The sequence below is a fragment of the Brevibacillus sp. SYP-B805 genome, from assembly GCF_011059135.1.
Taxonomy (GTDB): Bacteria; Bacillota; Bacilli; order Brevibacillales; family Brevibacillaceae; genus Brevibacillus_F.
Genome location: NZ_JAALGD010000004.1, coordinates 117,399 through 135,051, shown reverse-complemented (window position 1 = coordinate 135,051; position 17,653 = coordinate 117,399). Strand labels below are relative to the sequence as shown.

Here is a 17,653-nt window from a genome sequence, read left to right as displayed (position 1 = left end):
TGGGGTTTTTTACGTTGATTTGGCTTACGATGTCCATTTATTCAAATGAATATTTGACTGAATGAAAAACAGGCTGTAAGATTATAATCAAATGGATGTTTGAATATAGGGGTGGGAACCATGAAAGAGAAAGATACATGTGAGATTTATTGTTATGACGAATCAAAGGTACGCCGTGTGCAGCATGCGCTTCAACAACAGGACATACAAACCATGGCGAAGATGTTTAAGGCTCTCGCGGACGATACCCGAATGAAGATCGCATACGCATTGTGCCAAGAGCATGAACTCTGCGTATGTGATGTGGCCAACATCATCGGGTCTTCGATCGCAACGGCTTCACACCATCTGCGGATGTTGAAACAACTGGGACTAGCAAGATACCGCAAAGAAGGGAAACTGGTTTTCTACTCGTTGGAAGATGATCATGTGCGTCAACTGATCGAGTTGGCTTCCACCCATAGCCGGGAGGTTGTTATCCATGACAGGTAATGCCGAGCAGAAAAACGTATATCGAGTTCAAGGGTTTAGCTGCACCAGTTGTGCAGCTAGGTTTGAAAAAAACGTCAAAAACCTGCCAGGGGTTAAAGATGCACGCGTCAATTTTGGCGCGTCAAAGGTTACCGTTTATGGAGAAGCAACCATTGAGGAACTGGAAAAGGCAGGTGCTTTTGAAAATCTGAAGATCACCCCCGAAAACGAACGCGTGGAAGCCAGGAAGGAACCGTTCTGGAAAACGCACGGGAAAGCGGTCCTTTCAGCGATCCTATTGCTCGCTGGATACCTGTTGGGTCAGCGATTCGGGGAAGAACACACGCTTACCGCCATCGTCTATGCCGCCTCGATTCTCATTGGCGGCTACGGGCTTTTCAACAAAGGGATGAAAAACCTGATCCGTCTTCAATTTGATATGAACACCCTCATGACCGTCGCCGTCTTGGGGGCTGCTGCGATAGGCGAATGGGGGGAAGGGGCAACGGTGGTGATCCTGTTTGCCATCAGCGAAGGGTTGGAGCGTTACTCCATGGAAAAGGCGCGGCAGTCCATTCGCTCCTTGATGGACATCGCCCCGAAAGAAGCGCTGATTCGTCGCGGCAACGAAGAGCTGATGGTACATGTGGACGACATTCAGGTTGGCGACATGATGATCGTCAAACCAGGACAGAAACTTGCGATGGATGGGGTTGTGATTAAAGGAACATCCACCGTCAATCAAGCTGCTGTTACAGGGGAATCTGTACCTGTCGCAAAAACCGTAGGTGATGAAGTGTTTGCAGGTACCCTGAACGAAGAGGGTCTTCTTGAAGTCAAAGTAACAAAACGGGTTGAGGATACGACGATCTCCAAGATCATTCATCTGGTAGAAGAAGCGCAGGCGGAACGCGCGCCGTCCCAAGCGTTTGTTGACAGGTTTGCGAAGTATTACACGCCAGCCATTATGATCTTGGCGCTTGGCATTGCCGTTGTTCCTCCGCTTCTCTTGGGGGGAAACTGGGGGGAATGGATTTACAGGGGACTGGCGTTACTCGTCGTTGGATGCCCGTGCGCGTTGGTGATCTCCACTCCTGTATCGATCGTAACGGCAATCGGAAATGCAGCAAGGAACGGCGTCCTGATCAAGGGGGGGATTCATCTGGAGGAGGCAGGGCGGTTGTCTGCTGTCGCCTTTGATAAGACGGGAACATTGACAAAAGGGGTTCCTGCGGTTACGGATTTCATTCCCCTTGGAGAAAAAGACCCCAAAGAATTGCTAGGTATCGCAGGCGTTATCGAAAAGGGATCCCAGCATCCACTGGCTTCGGCAATCGTTCGCAAGGCAGAAAAGGAAAACGTTGACTTGTCACTAGAAGTAGAAGAGTTCCAGGCCATTACAGGCAAAGGGGTAAAAGCCAAAGTCAAAGGGGAGCTGTACTACATCGGCAGTCCCAAATTGTTTGCCGAATTGAATGTGTCGAACCTAAGCCAAGAGATGATGAACAAGATCGAAGAATGGCAAAAGCAAGGAAAAACCGTCATGGTCCTTGGAACGAACAAAGAAATTCTTGCCCTGATCGCGGTTGCTGATGAAGTGCGTGATTCCAGTCAAGACGTGATTCAAAAACTGCATGACCTTGGTATCAAAAAAACGATCATGCTTACAGGCGATAACCGTGCGACCGCTGAAGCCATCGGACGTAGGCTGGGTGTTGCCGAAGTAAAAGCGGAATTGCTGCCAGAAGACAAACTGGATTACATCAAAAAGCTTCGTAACGATTATGGCAGCGTCGCGATGGTCGGAGACGGAATAAATGACGCTCCTGCTCTTGCTGCCGCCACAGTTGGTATCGCCATGGGAGGAGCGGGGACGGACACGGCGCTTGAAACGGCTGACATTGCCTTAATGGCGGATGATTTGGGCAAACTTTCTTACACGATCAAATTGAGCCGAAAAACGCTGGCAATCATCAAGCAGAACCTCTCATTCTCACTGGGCATCAAACTACTTGCCCTCCTTTTGATCGTTCCTGGCTGGCTCACCTTGTGGCTTGCGATTTTAGCCGATATGGGTGCAACCTTGATCGTCACACTGAACAGCCTCAGGCTCCTGAGAGTGAAAGGGTGAAAACAAAGCCCTCCTGGATCACAGCATCCGTGGGAGGGCATTTTTTATTCAGCGACGTGTATTCCACTCAAAACATATGAGGGCTATAGTGCTGCCAGCACCCCGTTCCACAATTCGATGCGGGCGCGCAGCGACTGTTCAGCGGTGCGCGCTGCCTCAGCCTGTTTCTCGGGGGAGTCTTCGCACAGAGCCGTGAGCAGCCTTTCCGCCAGCGGGCCGTGTTCGTCACCATCCAGTTCGATATGCCGCTGCAGGTAGTAGACCAGCCGGTCTGTCGATTGGCCGCTTCTGTTCAGTTCGTCGACGAGCACCTGGAACATGTCCGGAATGATGTCTTCCCGTCCGAAGAAGAAGGCGGCGCATACTTCATGAGTCCCGCCATTTTGCGCCAGCTCCAGCGTCTGGCGGACGAAGCGAATGACCGATTCCGGCACTTCTGCGGCTCGCAGCGCCGTGAGGGGGTCGCGCCCGGCCTGCAGATCGGCCAGGAAGCGCTCGATGGGAACCGTATCCGCTCCGCACTCTTTCATCGCTTCCAGGTAGAGTTCGAAGTGGCTGGCATAGCCGCCCCGACCGTCTTCATCGGTCTCCTCGCCCAGCACGATCTCGTTGATGAAGCGGGCGTACTGTGCGTGCCGGCCGGGAACCCAGGGCACGTCCGTGCAGGTCAGGTCGCGCTGCAGCCGTTTCAAAAGGCTCATAAAGTCCCACACAGCAAACACGTGGTGCTGCATAAAGATGCGGACGCGCTCGGGCGTGTTGACCGTCCGGTAAACAGGGTGCTGCAACAGTTCTTCGCGAATCCTGCGTATGTTGTTCATCATGTTCATTTCCTTTCCTGGCGGATGGACCCCGCGAAGTATCGTTCCTATTATGGCACAGAGAGCGAAGCGGCGTCCATATTGACGGCGGGAGAAAAACGGAGGCGCTTCGCTATTTCAAACTAACAAGATCGGTCGGTTGATGTGGAACAAAATCCTCCGTTTGGGATCTGATCTAGTGGAGAAATGCCAAAGGAGGAAAAGTTTTACCCATGGATGAAACGTTAGCGTTAGCTCTCACCAAAGAAGCTAGGCTGGAGATATACATGAGAGAATATGGGGAGAAGATCCTCCACATGGTCTATCTGATGACAAAAGACCGCGTTACAGCGGAAGACATAACCCAGGAGACTTTTGTTAAAGTCTACCGGAATATGGGTTCTTTTCGTGGAGAAAGTCAGATTCATACATGGATTTATCGAATCGCAGTGAATGAAGCCAAAAAGCATCTGCGGAAACAGGCGGCTACATAGGGACTTGGCCGGTTACGATCGGTTATGTCCGCAAGACCCCCGTATCGACGACCATCCAACTGAAAGGCAAGGATCTTCCCGTGAATGACCATGAGATTGTCGGTATGGATCAGCAAGGACAGGTATTGGATGGGATGGATGTCCTGCAGCAGGTGAACCCGCTGGAAATGCAGCAACAGCAGAAAGTGTTTGAACTCAGATTTGCAACGTCACCGAATATCTCGTCCCTACAATTATTTCCAAGATTTTACTTTGAAGACGCGTCGCCAAGTAAGCGGGTGCAGATCCCACTTCCAAAGCAGCCGATTGCGTTTACAGGTAAGCATGGAAAAGTGAAGATATCAAAGATTGACATACAAGCTAGTGGCATCTTCGTTCATTATGAGGTAGAAAATCCGTTAGACCAACTGCAAAACTTCATTATCCTGGATGATAGCGGACGGCAGCATGCGAGAATCGACGTTCCTGTACGTGCAAGCATTGACAGATATGCCTACATTGCTCAATTTCCAAAAGTTCCAGTAAGTCAAAAAGGGGAGCTTGTTTATACACATTACCCGGCTCCCCCGCACAAGACTGAAGAAAAAGAGCCGTTGGTTATTCCCATTCCATAGTATCAGCGTTTCTTGCGCGAAAGAGACAAATGGAGGCAGACATCCTTGTGATGCCTGCCTTCAGCGTTTCTCCCGGTATCCAGCTTAAGGTGATGAAGATTTTATCATTACCCCATATTCTGATTTCAGGATGGAATAATTGGCCATATCACGAAACTTTCCTTTGATAAAGTATTTTTGTCTGGAAATTCCTTCTAATCTCATTCCCAATTTTTGCAGAACCCTTTGCGATTGAACATTCTCAACCATACAAGATGCTTCGATTTTGTTTAAGTCCATTTTTTCAAAGCCAAATTGAATAACCTTAGTGGCTGCTTCTACCATCAAACCCATACCCCAATACTCACTTGATAGAATAAAGCCTATTTCTGCCCGAAAATGATGAGGAAACCACGCCACAAAATCAATTGAGCCGATTACTTTCTTATTCTGTTTTAACTCAATTGCCCAAGGAGCTAACTTTCCCTCATCATATTGCTTTAGGATAGCGTTGATAAAATGATATGAGTCTTCCATGGATTGATGTGTTTCCCAAGGTACAAACCTTGATACGACTGGTACGGAAGCATAATGATACACATCTCGCGCATCATCAAGGGTAAATTTACGAAGGGTAAGCCTTTCCGTTTCGAGTGTGGGCAAATTGTGATAGATATCCTCCATTTTCATCTTCGCACATCCCCCAAGAGCCTATTTACTTGTCGTTTTCTGCCTTTTGGTATTATCTTCCTTCTTTAACTAAACTGCCCGCTAGCAACGGATGCGGCTAAATAGAATGGGAATGGGGCGAACGGGACGTTCTTGGCTGATTGATAGGGATCGTAACGGTAAAGGTGCTGCCTTTTCCTGGCGTGCTGGAGACCTGAATTGATCCATGATGGGCTTCTGCAATCCATTTGGCGATGGCGAGGCCCAGCCCTGTCCCTCCCATATCCCTGGATCTGTTTTTATCGACCCGGTAAAACCGGTCAAAGATGCGGTCCTGCTCCTCCGGTGGGATGCCGATCCCTGTGTCCTGAACGACGATGCGCAGACAGGGGTGTTTGTCAGCCGATTCAACGGCAAGGGACAGCTTCACTTCCCCTCCGTTTGGCGTGTACTTAATGGCGTTATCCAGCAAGATATAGAGCAACTGCTTGAAGCGTTCAGGGTCGCCCTGCATCACCGCCTTGGCGGGTGCCTGCATGTTGAGGACGATCTCCTTCGCTTGGGCCAGGGTTTGCATCGAACGAACCATCTGCTCCACGGATGGAATCACATCAAAGCTTTCCATCTGCAGATCCGGGGTTCCTGAATCCGAACGGGCCAGCGTCAATAAATCGCTCACCAGCTTGGTCATCCGCCTCACTTCATCCTTCATCGTAACCAAGACATTGCGGGAAAATGCCGAGAGCTTTTCCCCTTCTTCCATCTCCAGAACATCCAGCGAGGAGTGCAAAATGCTGAGGGGAGTCCTCAACTCGTGGGACGCATCCGCCGCAAACTCTCTTTGCCGCTGGAAGGAGCGCCGGATGGGAATCATGGCCCGCTTGGACATGTAAAAGCTGAGCAGCATGGCGATGCCCAGAAACAGAATGCCCAACACAACCAGCACGATCAGCAGATTGTGCGTGAGTTCAAAGGTAAACGACACATCCCTTCCTGTATAAAAAAACCCTGCCAGCTGATCTCCCTGGAAAATGGCTCTTCCCGTCATCATCAGCACCAACTCGCGCCCTCCCGGCGGCGGGCGGTGTCCCCCTACCCGGGGAGGAGGGGTCACCAAGCTTTCATACCGGATCTCGCGAATGCCCGGGTTCCACCCCTTTACCAGCTGCAAGAACTGGGGCCGCAAGCGGTGAAAGAATTCATCCCCGAACAGCAGCTGCCCGTCCGGCTTCACCATATAGTAGAAATACGGTTTCCCGCTTTCCTGTGTGGTGGACAGGTAATCCAGTTCCTGCTTGGTAATCGCGTGGTCGCGCAGGGATTCGGTGATCACCATGGCGGCCAGGTCGGCGTTGGATTGCAGCTGTCTTTCCTGTTCAAAGGAAACCATCGCATCCACCAGCAGATACACAATCGTGATAAACAGCGTGAGAAAGATCATCAGCAGGACGCTGTACTGCAAGGCCAGCCGATTTTGCGTGAGGACAAACATATCGGTTTTCCAGGTGCGAATGCGTGATATCCACTCATCAAATTTCAAGTTTGTATCCCACCCCGCGGACGCTTTGAATGATGTCATTCTCGCTGTTCCCGTGCAGCTTCTTGCGCAGCAATTTCACCGTCGCGTCGATCGTCTTCATCGACACATCGGCATCCAACCCCCAGATGCGGTCGTAGATAACCTCCCGCGACAGCACTTGTCCCCTGTTGCGAATCAGCAGTTCCAGCAATTGATATTCCCGCGGGGTGAGCTGGATTTCCTGCTCACCGTGAAAGACGGTGCGGTTGGTCAGGTTGATCGCAATGTTGTGGATCACCACGATTTGCTCCTGAATGGGAGCAAAATTGCGGCGTGTCAGCGCGCGTATCCGGGCCAGGAGCTCATCAACCTCAAACGGCTTCACCAGGTAATCATCGGCCCCTGCATCCAATCCCATGACCCGGTCTTGCAGGGCGTCTTTTGCCGTTAACATGAGAATCGCTCCGGCATAGCCCTCTTTGCGCAGACGGCTGGCTATGCTGACGCCATCTTCCCCCGGCAGCATCCAATCCAGGATCAGCAGGTCATAATGGCCCTGCATCGCATAATCGAACACGTCGTCCCCCCTGGTCAACCACTCGACTTGATGCCCCCCTTTTTTCTTCAACAGATGAACGACCAGCTCACCGAGCCGAACATCATCTTCCGCCAGCAGCAGATTCACGGGCCACACTCCTTTTCCACACGTTCTCGGTTCTCCCATGATACACGCGTTTGGTGAAAAAGAAATGAAAGATGTCTCCGATTGATTTTCATCGTTTTTTCATCATTCATGCCTACAGTATAAGTCGTTCCAGACATCACCCACAAGCAAAGGAAGGTTGGCAATGAAAAAGGCTCGTCAATTGCATCTATGGATCGGATTATTCTGCTCCGTCATCATCCTGGTGGAAGCCATCACGGGCTTGCTGTTGTCGGAGCCGTGGCTGATGGGCATGGAAGGGAAAAGGGAGATGAGGGCTCCACAGACGGTTGCCGCCACCGAAGGCTTCGCCGGTGACGACCGCGCCGCTTCGGGAGCGGAGAACGGGCGGCCGATGATGAGAGGGGCACAAGGAGCGAACGGTCTCATGGGCATCGTGCACCAGCTGCATGAAGGCCGCATCGGCGGCATGGATCTGACATGGCTGGCCGATCTGTCCGCCATCGCCATGATCATCCTGACATCGACCGGCATCTATCTTTCCATCCAAACGCTGCGGGCCCAACGCATCCGCAGACAGCGGGGGGCTTGAATCCTCCTCCCCCGTCCCCGATTTTCACCGTATTTTCACCATTCCCAGATACTGTAGGTACCAGCAAGCAAACGAATCGTAGGAGGAAGCGCAATATGCTTGAGGTGGAAAAGGACAGTCGCATCCCTTTCATCAATCGGAAAAACAAGAAGAGGATCATGATCATCGCACTGAGTGGTCTCCTCCTTGCAGGCTCGGGGGTATGGGCGTACCAGACATGGTTCACTTCCCCGAGCGCAGCCGCGATGGTGCGGGTTCAAACCGTCAAGCGGGGCGATGTGACCGAAACGGTATCGGCATCGGGGACGGTGCAGGCCTCCAAGCGGGTCTCTCTCGCCGCTCCCAGCGGCGGGGAAGCGATCACCGCGCTCTATGTCAAAGTGGGAGACCACGTCAAGGCAGGTCAGGTGCTGGCCACGCTGGACGATACAAAGGCCAAAGTCCAGCTGAAGGAGGCGGAAGCCAATCTCGCTTCCGCCCGGGCGAAGTTGGCCGAGGCGACAAAGAAGAAGACCGCGGCGGAAATGAAAACGCTCGAAGCAAACGTGAATCAGGCGAAGGCAGCGTTGGAGACGGCGAAAAGCGGATACGACACCCAAAAGGCGCGCAACGATTTGGAAAAGGCCAAAGCGGCGCTGCAAACGGCTCAAAAAACCTACAACACCCAGAAAACCCTCTATGAACAGGGGTTTATCTCCAAAAATGAATTTGATCAAGCCAAAGCGAGCCTGGACGATGCCCAGATCGCCTATGACAACGCCGTGCTGCAGCACAATCAGGCACAGGGGCAAGCCGGCAGCACGGTGGAGCAGGCGCAGGCAGCCTATGAGACGGCTGTGCAGGCACTGAATGACGCAAAAGCGGGCCCGGACGCCGCAACCGTCCAGTCGGCCCAGGCATCCGTGGTGCAGGCCGAAGCCCAGCTGATGTCCGCGCAAAAGGCGTTGCAGGAGTTAACCGTCAAGGCGCCCATGGATGGCGTGATTGTTACCGTAAACGGCAATGTGGGGGAAGTCCCTTCCAGCCCGTTTATCGAAATGGATAATTCCGACTCCGGCAATCTGGAGGTGCTGGCGGACATCAGTGAAAGCGATATCGGGAAAGTAAAAGAAGGCCTATCGGCTACCTTCACCTCGAACTCTTACAGCGACAAGGAATTTACCGGAAAGGTGACGCTCGTATATCCGGAGGCAAAGACGGAGTCAGGCGTCACGACGTACCAGGTTCTTCTGTCGGTTGACAACAAGGAGAATCTGCTCAAAACCGGCATGACCGTCAATATCACCATTGAGGTGGGAACCCATCGCAATGTGCTGGTTGTTCCACCGGCGGCTTTAAAGACCCAGAACGGCAGGGACGGCGTGTATGTAGCGGTTAATGGCTCTTCCGATTCAGCGGCGGCGGGAGAAGGAAAAAATGCGCTCCCCTATCGCTTCCAGCCGGTCACGATCGGTTACTACGCTTCCGACAAGGTGGAAATCACCTCCGGATTAAACGAAGGGGATCAGATTGTCATGATGTTGAATCCCTCTTCGTCAACGTCTTCCAACCGGGGACAGACAAACGGGATGGGCGGATTCCCGGGTTTTGGCGGTCAGGGGATGGGAGGACCGGTTATGGGTGTGCAAGGCGGCGGGTCGAGAAGGGGGAGATAGCATGAAAACCGTCATTGCGATGGAGAACGTCACCAAAATCTACCGGATCGGCGATCAGGAGATACAGGCGCTCCGCGGTGTCAATCTGGCCATTGAAGAAGGAGACTTTGTGGCCATCATGGGGCCATCCGGCTCCGGCAAATCCACCATGATGAATGTGATCGGGTGCCTGGACAAACCCACTTCCGGAGAATTTTACCTGGATGGTCATCCCGTATCGGAAGCAGATGATGATGAACTGGCGATCATCCGGAACAGAAAGATCGGTTTTGTCTTTCAGAATTTCAATCTGCTGCCGAGAACGAGCGCGGTGGAGAATGTGGAGCTTCCCCTTCTCTATGCGGGGGTACCCGCGAAGGAACGACGGGAGAGGGCCATTCAGGCGCTGGAGAGCGTGGGATTGGGCGATCGCCTTGCCAACAAGCCCAATGAGCTGTCGGGCGGACAGCAGCAGCGGGTATCCATTGCCCGGGCGCTGGTCAATCATCCGGTGCTGCTGTTGGCCGACGAACCGACCGGTGCGCTGGATACGAAAACCAGCATGGAGATCATGCATATTTTTCAACAGCTGAACGAGGCAGGCAAGACCATCATTCTGGTTACCCACGAGCCGGATATTGCGGAATATGCGAAACGCATCGTCCGTTTTCGGGATGGGCAGGTGGTTTCCAACGAATTGGTCACCGCCAGAAGATGGGCCACTCTTCAGGAAGCGGAAGTGATGGCATGAATTTTTGGGAAAGCGTACGCGTCTCATTGCGCAGCATCCAAACCAACAAGCTGCGCTCGTTCCTGACGATGCTGGGCATCATCATCGGGGTTTCCGCCGTGATCGCCATGGTGGCCATCGGGGAAGGGGCTTCCGCCAATGTCGCCTCGCAAATCAACGGGCTGGGAAGCAACCTGTTGATCGTCTCCCCGGGGCAGGCGAGACAAGGGCAGATCAGCCTGGGCGCGGGGTCGCTGAACACGTTGACGCTGGCGGATGCGGAGGCCATTGCGCAAAATGAATCCGTTGCCGGGGTGGCTCCCAGCATCAACGGCAGGGCGCAACTCGTCTGGCGCAACAAGAACTACTCGACCTCGCTCGAAGGCACCAGCGAATCCTATCTGCAGGTGCGCAACACGGACGTGCAGCAGGGGAGATTTTTCAACCATCTGGAAGTGAAGGAACGGGCCAATGTGGCCGTCGTCGGAACGGAAGTGGTCAGCAATCTGTTTGGCGACGCCGGGGCAAATCCCGTCGGCCAAACCATTCAAATCAACAAGATTCCGTTCGAAATCATCGGTGTCCTGCAAAGCAAGGGAAGCTCGGGGATGACGAATAATGACGACAAAGTGATTATCCCTGTTACGACGGCCATGGACAGGATAACAGGGGGGAAAAACGTCGGCACGATTTATGTATCCGCAGTCTCTGCGGAGCAGATGGCCCTGGCCCAGGCGGATGTCCAAGCGACGCTGAGAGCCCGGCACCATCTGAAGCCGAAGGATAGCGATGACTTCCAGATTCGCTCCCAAACGGACATTCTGAGTACGGCGCAGAGTGTGACCAGCGTGATGACCGCCCTGTTGTCGGGCATCGCGGCCATCTCGCTGGTTGTGGGCGGGATTGGCATCATGAATATCATGCTGGTCTCGGTGACGGAACGGACGCGCGAAATCGGCATCCGCAAGGCGATCGGGGCGACCCGCTGGGACATCCAGCGCCAGTTCTTGATCGAATCCGTGACCTTAAGCCTGCTCGGGGGGATCGCGGGGATTCTGGTGGGAATCGGGGGCGTGTTGTTGATCGGCAAACTCGCCGGTTTGCCCACGTCCATCAGCCTGCCTCCGATGCTGTATGCATTTTTGTCCTCGATGCTGGTCGGGGTGATCTTCGGCGTCTATCCGGCGCGGAAAGCGTCTCAGTTGAAACCGATCGATGCGCTGCGGTACGAATAATCACGGGAGAATGGAGGAGCACAGATGAGACGACCCCACGCGCAAAAAAGATGGGCAGCCCTTGCGCTGGCCGCTGCCTGCCTGCTGCCAACCGCTCCGATCCTGGCGGGGAGCGCAGCCGCGGATCCAGGCACGCTTTCGGCACCGGCATCCTCTGCGTCACAGAGCCAGTCACAGAGCCCGGAAACGTTGACGCTGGCCAAGGCCATTGAGATCGCGCTTGCCTCCAATCATGACCTGGCCATGCTGCGGATTGATATGGATACGGCAGATACGAATGGCAGATTGGTCAGGGCGCAGGTGAAAGAGATCGATGGGGATGACATCGAATCGGTGGATGCGGCCAAACAGAAATACTACAATGAGGCACAAATCGAGGCAACCAAGAAAATCAACCAGCTCTCGTTAAAAGCAGCAGAGAGCGCGGCCAAGCTCGAGGTGCAAAAACGTTACTATGCATGCATCAACGCCCAAAAGGAAGTGGAGCTGCAGGAACAAAGCCTGCAGCGCGCGGAGACCAATCTCTCCATGGTGAAGGCAAAGTTGGAAGCCGGAGCAGCCGCGAAGACGGACGTTACCCAAGCGGAAGTGAGCGTCCAGAATGCGAAAGCCTCGCTGGAGAGCGCGCAAAACGGTTTGAAAGCGGCCTGGTTGAATCTGAACCACTACCTGGGCGTGGATCTGACGAAATCGTGGAAGCTGGAGGATTCCACGCAGCTGCTGAAGCCGGACATCACGAGTTTGGAGCAGGCGCTTGACTTGGCGCTCAAACAGCGCTATGAAATTCAGCAAAGTCAGGAAGAAGAGAAACTTGCAGAACTCACTGTCGAGCTTTACAGCAAGTATTCGATCCTCTCCAGTTACCAGGGAAAAATCGCGCGCAACCAGCTGGAAAAGGCGAAGGCCAATGTGGAAGAAACCAAGCGCGGCATCATGGTTGAAGTGATGCAGGCCTTTGATAACCTGCAGTCTTCGAAAACCAATATGGAGACGTACGAGAAGGCGAAAGAACTGGCCGCCGAAAACTACCGGGCGATGAAAATCCGTTATGAAAACGGCTTGGCCACCTCTTATGAAGTCGTCGAAGTGGAAGAGGCATACACCAAGAGCGAGAATCAATATAACGAAGCCGTCAAAAACTACAATATCGCCGTCCTTACGCTGCAAAACGCGGTCGGGGAATAGCCTTTTCCCGTCGCGAAGATGGCGAAACGCAGAAGAACCCGTTCGTCACGGTCACGAACGGGTTCTTTGTGTGAACAGCCGGTTGGGCATCGCATGGCTGCCTTATGCACTCACCACAGGCGCATTCTCCCTCTCCGCCGCATCGGCCGGATGGAACTCGTTTTCCGACTTGGCTATGACGACGGTAGCCACACCATTACCGATCAGGTTGGTAATGGCCCGCGCCTCCGACATGAAGCGGTCAACCCCCAGCAGGAGCGCAATCCCTTCCACGGGAATCATCGGGAAGGCAGCCAGCGTGGCGGCCAGGGTGATAAATCCGGAACCGGTAACGCCGGCAGCCCCTTTGGAGGTGAGCATCAGGATCCCCAGAAGCGTCAGCTCCTGCCAGATCGTCAAATCGATGCCGTATGCCTGGGCAATGAAGATGGCCGCCATGGAGAGATAGATCGCCGTACCGTCCAGGTTGAACGAGTAGCCTGTCGGAATCACCAACCCCACCACGGACTTGGAACAGCCGTATTTCTCCAGACGCTCCATCATCCTCGGCAGGGCGGACTCGGAGGAGGAGGTACCCAGCACGAGCATGATTTCCTCGCGAATATATTTGATAAACGAGAAAATGTTGAACTGATAGTAGCGGGCGATCAGCCCAAGGACGCCAATGATGAACAGGAACATCGTCAGGTATACCGATGCCATCAGCTTGGCAAGGTTGGACAGGGAATCGATGCCGAAATTGCCGATGGTGTAGGACATGGCGCCGAATGCGGCGATCGGGGAGACCTTCATGATCATGTTTACGATGCCGAAAAAGCCGTGGGTCAATTTGTCAAACAGCTGGATGACCGCATCGGCCTTGGAGCCCATCGCTGCCAGCGAAAGGCCAAACAGCAGGGCGAAGAAGAGAATGGGCAGCAAATCCCCTTTCGCCATCGCGGCCACAAAGTTGTCCGGGATGATGCTGACGATAAAGTCCACGAAGCCGTGGCTCGTTTCTTCCGCCGCTTTGGTGTACTTGCTGATGTCCTGGCTGCCGGCGGTACTCATATCGATGCCAACGCCGGGTTTTACCAGATTGACCACCACAATCCCGATGGCGAGGGCGATGGTGGTAACGATCTCAAAATAGATCAGGGCTTTTCCCCCGATTTTCCCCACCTTCTTCATGTCGCCCATGCCGGCGATTCCGGTCACGATCGTAAAGAAGACGATGGGAGGAATCACCATCTTGATCAGTTTGACGAAGATGTCGGCAAGCACTTTCAGCTCTGCCCCGAATTTCGGGAAAAAGTGGCCGACCAACACACCGAGGATAATTGCAATGAGTACCTGTACCGTCAAATTCCGAAAATTGATCCGCATCGTTTCACATCCTTTCCGCAATGTAAGCGCTTTAACGACGGGATCATTGTAAAAGATTTGGGAACGCTTGGGAAGAATACGGTCATATTGTTCGTTTTGGTCGCGTTTTGGTCACAAAAAAAGAGCAGCGCGTTACCTCTGCTTCCGCAACTGCTCGAGGCTGGTCATCAGCTCTTTTCCGATGGCTTCCGCATGCGCCGCATAGACGGGCTGCAGCGCCTGCTGCCATTGGGCTTTTTCTTCCGGTGTGAGCACATGGATCTGCAAATCGGTCCGCTCTTTCAACAGCTTCAGCTGGCTGTCGTTCATGGCCAACGCCGTTTGATAGTTCCAGGCGGTCGTCTCCTCCATCGCCTCCATGATCTTCGCCTGAATATCAGGGGGCAGCTTGTTCCAAAAGGATTCGTTCATGATGACGGCGTAGCCCAGATACCCGTGATTGCTGATCGTCATGTATTTCTGCACCTGGTATAACCGTTTGGAGTAGATATTGGAAATGGTATTTTCCCCGCCATCCGCCAGCCCCTTCTCCAGATTGGGAAACACCTCGTTAAAGGGCATGCTGACAGGGGTGGCGTGCAGGGTCCTGAACTGCGTTTCCAGCACCTTGCTTTGCATGATGCGAAAGCGCTGGCCGGCAAAATCATCCAGGGTGCGGATCGGCTTGCGGCTTGTCATCTGCTTGAACCCGTTGCGCCAAAAGGCCAGCCCTTTCATGTTCCGGGACTCCAGGGTCTGAAACAGCTTCTTGCCGATCTCGCCCTGAAAGGCTTTCTCCACATCCTGCTGGTCGCGGAACGCATAGGGCAGATCCATGACCGACCAGGCGGGAATCACGTTGGACAGCATGGAGAAGGCGGGAGCGATCATCTGGATCTCTCCGTCCAGCAGGGCGGGAATCTCCGTTGTATCGGAATAGAGGATGCCGTTCGGAAACACCTGTACCTCCACCCTGCCGTTCGTTTTTTCCCGAACCAGCTTGGCGAACCGCTCGGCGGCCAGCCCTTTGGGCGTATTTTCCGCGACGACATGGCTGAATTTGATCACGATCCGCTGCTTCAGTCCTTCCTGCTCCTCGTCGTATCCCCTGGATCCGAACAGCAGGTCGGTCCGGAACCCGGTCAGGACAGCGGCAAGCAGCCCGACGATAACGATCAAGCCGATGCTGACAAATGGCCTCATCTATGCTCCACCCTGCTTCTCTGGTTGATTTGCGAAACGGGATGTCCCAAAATATATCCTAACAGGTATTTGAGGAAGAAAGGAAGTACGCCACTGGTCAAAGGACTCAAGATCCAATGGAAAATCATGCTGCTCTCCGCAGGGATCGCGTTGTTTTCGCTTTTGATCGGCGCCATCATTCTGGTCGGCAGCCTGATCCGGACCCAGGAAACGGAGCTGGGGCAGCGCTTGCTGACGACCGCCCGGACGGTTGCGGAATTCCCGCTGATCCAGCAGGCGATCACGCAGCCCGAGGGGTGGAAGAGCATCAACCCGGCGGTCAACAGGATCCGAATCGTCAATCAGGTCACATATATCGTGGTGCTGGACATGAACCACATCCGTTTCGCCGATCCCCTGGAGGAGCGCCTGGGGACAGTCCTTCACAGCAAGGACGCGGAGCCGGCGTTTGCCGAACATACCTATCTGCAGAAGGTGAAGGGGGAGATGGGGGTAGCCCTCCGTGCCTACGTGCCCATTATGAACAGCGAGCATCAGCAGGTGGGGGTCGTCATGGCGGGCCATGTGCTGCCAAGCCTGCCGCAGATGGTGGTAAATCAGCGCGAAAGCATTGCGATCACCTTCCTGCTGTCCATCCTGTTCGGCATGTGGGGCTCCTACCAGCTGGCCAAGCATCTGAAAAAGCAGATGCTGAATCTGGAGCCGCAGGAGATCGCGAGGAGGCTGATGGAGCGGACCGCCACGTTTCATGCCATGCATGAAGGGGTAATCGCCATCGACAACGAAGAACGGATTACGATTTTCAACGATCGGGCCAAGGAGATCTTCGAGATTGAAGGGGATCCGCTGGGACGCCCGATCCGGGAGGTTATCCCGGATACGCGCCTGCCGGAAGTATTGGAGAAGCAGCGCTCGATCTATCATCAGGAGCTGCATGTGAAAAACAAGCTGATCTGGTCCAACCGGTTCCTGATCAAGGTCAACGAGAAGACGGTGGGGGCGATTGCCATTTTCCAGGACCGGACGGAGGTGGCCCGCATGGCGGAGGAATTGACAGGCGTGCGGGCCTTCGTCGATGCCCTGCGGGTGCAGAACCACGAACACCGGAACAAGCTCCACACCATCGCCGGGCTGCTGCAGCTGAACCAGACCGAAAAAGCCCTGCAGTACCTGCTGGAGGTTAACGAAAAGCAGGAGGAGCTGACCTCCTTCCTGTCACACCGCATCATGGACCAGAGTGTTTCGGGCCTCTTGCTCGGCAAGGTAAGCCGCGGGAAAGAACTGGGCATCGAGGTGCACATCGACAGGCGAAGCACGCTGAAGCGTTTTCCGCCATTGCTGGATCACCACGATTTCGTGCTGATTCTGGGCAATCTGGTCGAGAATGCGTTTGATGCCCTGGAGCAGGCGGACCGGGAGAAAAAAGAGATCATGATCAGCATTGAACAAAACGACGAGGTTTGCTCGATCCTGGTGGAAGACAACGGCATCGGCATGAGCGAAGAGACGCGAATGCGCATGCTGGAGCAGGGATTTACCACGAAAGAGTCCGCCGACAGGGGCATCGGCCTCTACCTCGTCGCGCAGCTGGTGCAAAAGGGAAACGGCGAAATTACTTGCGAATCGGAGCCGGGGGTGGGCACAAGCTTTTTGATTTCGTTCCCGATGAAGAAGGAGGAGCCCAAGTGACCAAGCAGACGTTCCGCGTGGTCATCATCGAGGATGACCCCATGGTGCAAGAGGTGAACCGGCAGTTCATCGAGAAGGTGCCGTATTTTTCGGTCGCAGGCGTCGCGGGGAACGGGGCGGATGGGGTCGAGATGGTGAAACGGCTGAAACCGGATCTGGTGATCATGGATATTTTCATGCCGGTCTCCGATGGGATCAAAACCATCCGGCGGCTGCGCGCCGAGAACCAGGCCGTGGACGTGATTGTGATCACAGCCGCCAAGGACAGCGAAACCATCCATGCGATGCTGCGCCACGGTGCGGTGGATTACATCATCAAGCCGTTTACGTTCGAGCGGATCAGGCAGGCGCTCGAAAACTACCGGCGTTTCCGCCTGCAGCTGCAGGCGGAAGGGGAGATGTCCCAGGCCCATCTGGATCAGCTGCTGCACCGCAGAGAGGGGGGCAGCGCGTTTGCGTTGGAAGACCTGCCGAAGGGATTAAATCCCGTGACGCTTCAGCAGATCATCGATTATTTGTCGCGGCAATCCGCTCCCCTGTCTGCGGAAGAAGTGGCCGAACACGTGGGGATCGCCCGGGTGACCGCCCGCCGCTATCTGGATTATCTGGAAAAGAACGGCCGTGTGCGCAGGGCGGTGGAATACGGGGGCATCGGCAGGCCTACCCATCGCTATGTGATGTGCAGCCGGCCGTGACGTGC

Annotated in this window: 16 protein-coding genes and 1 pseudogene; 11 read left to right on the top strand and 6 right to left on the bottom strand. The window is 54.2% G+C overall.

The features are described from left to right. Window positions 1–120: 120 nt before the first annotated feature. Together G3578_RS07005 and G3578_RS07000 are read left to right on the top strand one after the other, a co-directional pair. Entirely contained in the window at window positions 121–492 is a 372-nt protein-coding gene (locus G3578_RS07005; RefSeq protein ID WP_165210595.1) for an ArsR/SmtB family transcription factor, read from the top strand. Next, entirely contained in the window at window positions 482–2,602 is a 2,121-nt protein-coding gene (locus G3578_RS07000) for a heavy metal translocating P-type ATPase (protein ID WP_165210592.1), read from the top strand. Before G3578_RS07005 ends, G3578_RS07000 begins: the two co-directional genes overlap by 11 nt. 83 nt (window positions 2,603–2,685) lie before the next feature. On the opposite strand, the gene G3578_RS06995 is transcribed toward G3578_RS07000, so the two are convergent. Then, window positions 2,686–3,426, bottom strand: a complete 741-nt coding sequence (locus G3578_RS06995) for a DUF3050 domain-containing protein (RefSeq protein ID WP_241254506.1) — start codon at window positions 3,424–3,426, stop codon at window positions 2,686–2,688. Window positions 3,427–3,635: 209 nt separating this feature from the next. Here G3578_RS06995 and G3578_RS06990 point away from each other — a divergent pair. Together G3578_RS06990 and G3578_RS06985 are read left to right on the top strand one after the other, a co-directional pair. Beyond that, window positions 3,636–3,878: pseudogene (locus G3578_RS06990) on the top strand (sigma-70 family RNA polymerase sigma factor); the annotation flags it as partial. Window positions 3,879–4,000: 122 nt separating this feature from the next. Beyond that, the gene (locus tag G3578_RS06985; RefSeq protein ID WP_165210583.1) at window positions 4,001–4,510 is read left to right on the top strand and encodes a hypothetical protein; all 510 of its coding nucleotides are present in this window, start codon (window positions 4,001–4,003) and stop codon (window positions 4,508–4,510) included. Window positions 4,511–4,594: 84 nt separating this feature from the next. On the opposite strand, the gene G3578_RS06980 is transcribed toward G3578_RS06985, so the two are convergent. The 3 genes from G3578_RS06980 to G3578_RS06970 form a co-directional block, all read right to left on the bottom strand. After that, entirely contained in the window at window positions 4,595–5,179 is a 585-nt protein-coding gene (locus G3578_RS06980; RefSeq protein WP_165210580.1) for a GNAT family N-acetyltransferase, read from the bottom strand. A gap of 97 nt (window positions 5,180–5,276) precedes the next feature. Then, a complete protein-coding gene (locus tag G3578_RS06975; RefSeq protein WP_241254505.1) occupies window positions 5,277–6,698 on the bottom strand; it encodes an ATP-binding protein in 1,422 nt (473 codons plus the stop codon). Next, entirely contained in the window at window positions 6,688–7,362 is a 675-nt protein-coding gene (locus G3578_RS06970) for a winged helix-turn-helix domain-containing protein (protein ID WP_165210577.1), read from the bottom strand. The genes G3578_RS06975 and G3578_RS06970 overlap by 11 nt, the downstream gene beginning before the upstream one ends. Before the next feature lie 163 nt (window positions 7,363–7,525). Between G3578_RS06970 and G3578_RS06965 the strand changes: the two genes are divergently transcribed. The 5 genes from G3578_RS06965 (at window position 7,526) to G3578_RS06945 (ending at window position 12,717) form a co-directional block, all read left to right on the top strand. Then, window positions 7,526–7,933: a PepSY-associated TM helix domain-containing protein gene (locus tag G3578_RS06965; protein WP_165210574.1), complete on the top strand. Its 408-nt coding sequence runs from the start codon at window positions 7,526–7,528 to the stop codon at window positions 7,931–7,933. Window positions 7,934–8,028: 95 nt separating this feature from the next. Further along, window positions 8,029–9,588, top strand: coding sequence for an efflux RND transporter periplasmic adaptor subunit (locus G3578_RS06960; RefSeq protein WP_165210571.1), 1,560 nt, complete (start codon window positions 8,029–8,031; stop codon window positions 9,586–9,588). 1 nt (window position 9,589) lies between these two features. Continuing rightward, the gene (locus G3578_RS06955; protein ID WP_165210569.1) at window positions 9,590–10,318 is read left to right on the top strand and encodes an ABC transporter ATP-binding protein; all 729 of its coding nucleotides are present in this window, start codon (window positions 9,590–9,592) and stop codon (window positions 10,316–10,318) included. Further along, entirely contained in the window at window positions 10,315–11,532 is a 1,218-nt protein-coding gene (locus G3578_RS06950; protein ID WP_165210566.1) for an ABC transporter permease, read from the top strand. Before G3578_RS06955 ends, G3578_RS06950 begins: the two co-directional genes overlap by 4 nt. 24 nt (window positions 11,533–11,556) lie before the next feature. Continuing rightward, entirely contained in the window at window positions 11,557–12,717 is a 1,161-nt protein-coding gene (locus tag G3578_RS06945; protein ID WP_165210562.1) for a TolC family protein, read from the top strand. Between the two features lie 102 nt (window positions 12,718–12,819). On the opposite strand, the gene G3578_RS06940 is transcribed toward G3578_RS06945, so the two are convergent. Together G3578_RS06940 and G3578_RS06935 are read right to left on the bottom strand one after the other, a co-directional pair. Beyond that, window positions 12,820–14,082: a dicarboxylate/amino acid:cation symporter gene (locus G3578_RS06940; RefSeq protein ID WP_165210559.1), complete on the bottom strand. Its 1,263-nt coding sequence runs from the start codon at window positions 14,080–14,082 to the stop codon at window positions 12,820–12,822. 132 nt (window positions 14,083–14,214) lie between these two features. Beyond that, window positions 14,215–15,264, bottom strand: coding sequence for a TRAP transporter substrate-binding protein (locus G3578_RS06935; protein ID WP_165210556.1), 1,050 nt, complete (start codon window positions 15,262–15,264; stop codon window positions 14,215–14,217). A gap of 126 nt (window positions 15,265–15,390) precedes the next feature. Here G3578_RS06935 and G3578_RS06930 point away from each other — a divergent pair, with 126 nt between their 5' ends. Both G3578_RS06930 and G3578_RS06925 read left to right on the top strand, forming a co-directional pair. Next, a complete protein-coding gene (locus G3578_RS06930; RefSeq protein WP_165210553.1) occupies window positions 15,391–16,953 on the top strand; it encodes an ATP-binding protein in 1,563 nt (520 codons plus the stop codon). Beyond that, complete coding sequence (locus G3578_RS06925) at window positions 16,950–17,648, top strand: response regulator (RefSeq protein ID WP_165210550.1); 699 nt, start codon at window positions 16,950–16,952, stop codon at window positions 17,646–17,648. The genes G3578_RS06930 and G3578_RS06925 overlap by 4 nt, the downstream gene beginning before the upstream one ends. Window positions 17,649–17,653: the final 5 nt, after the last annotated feature.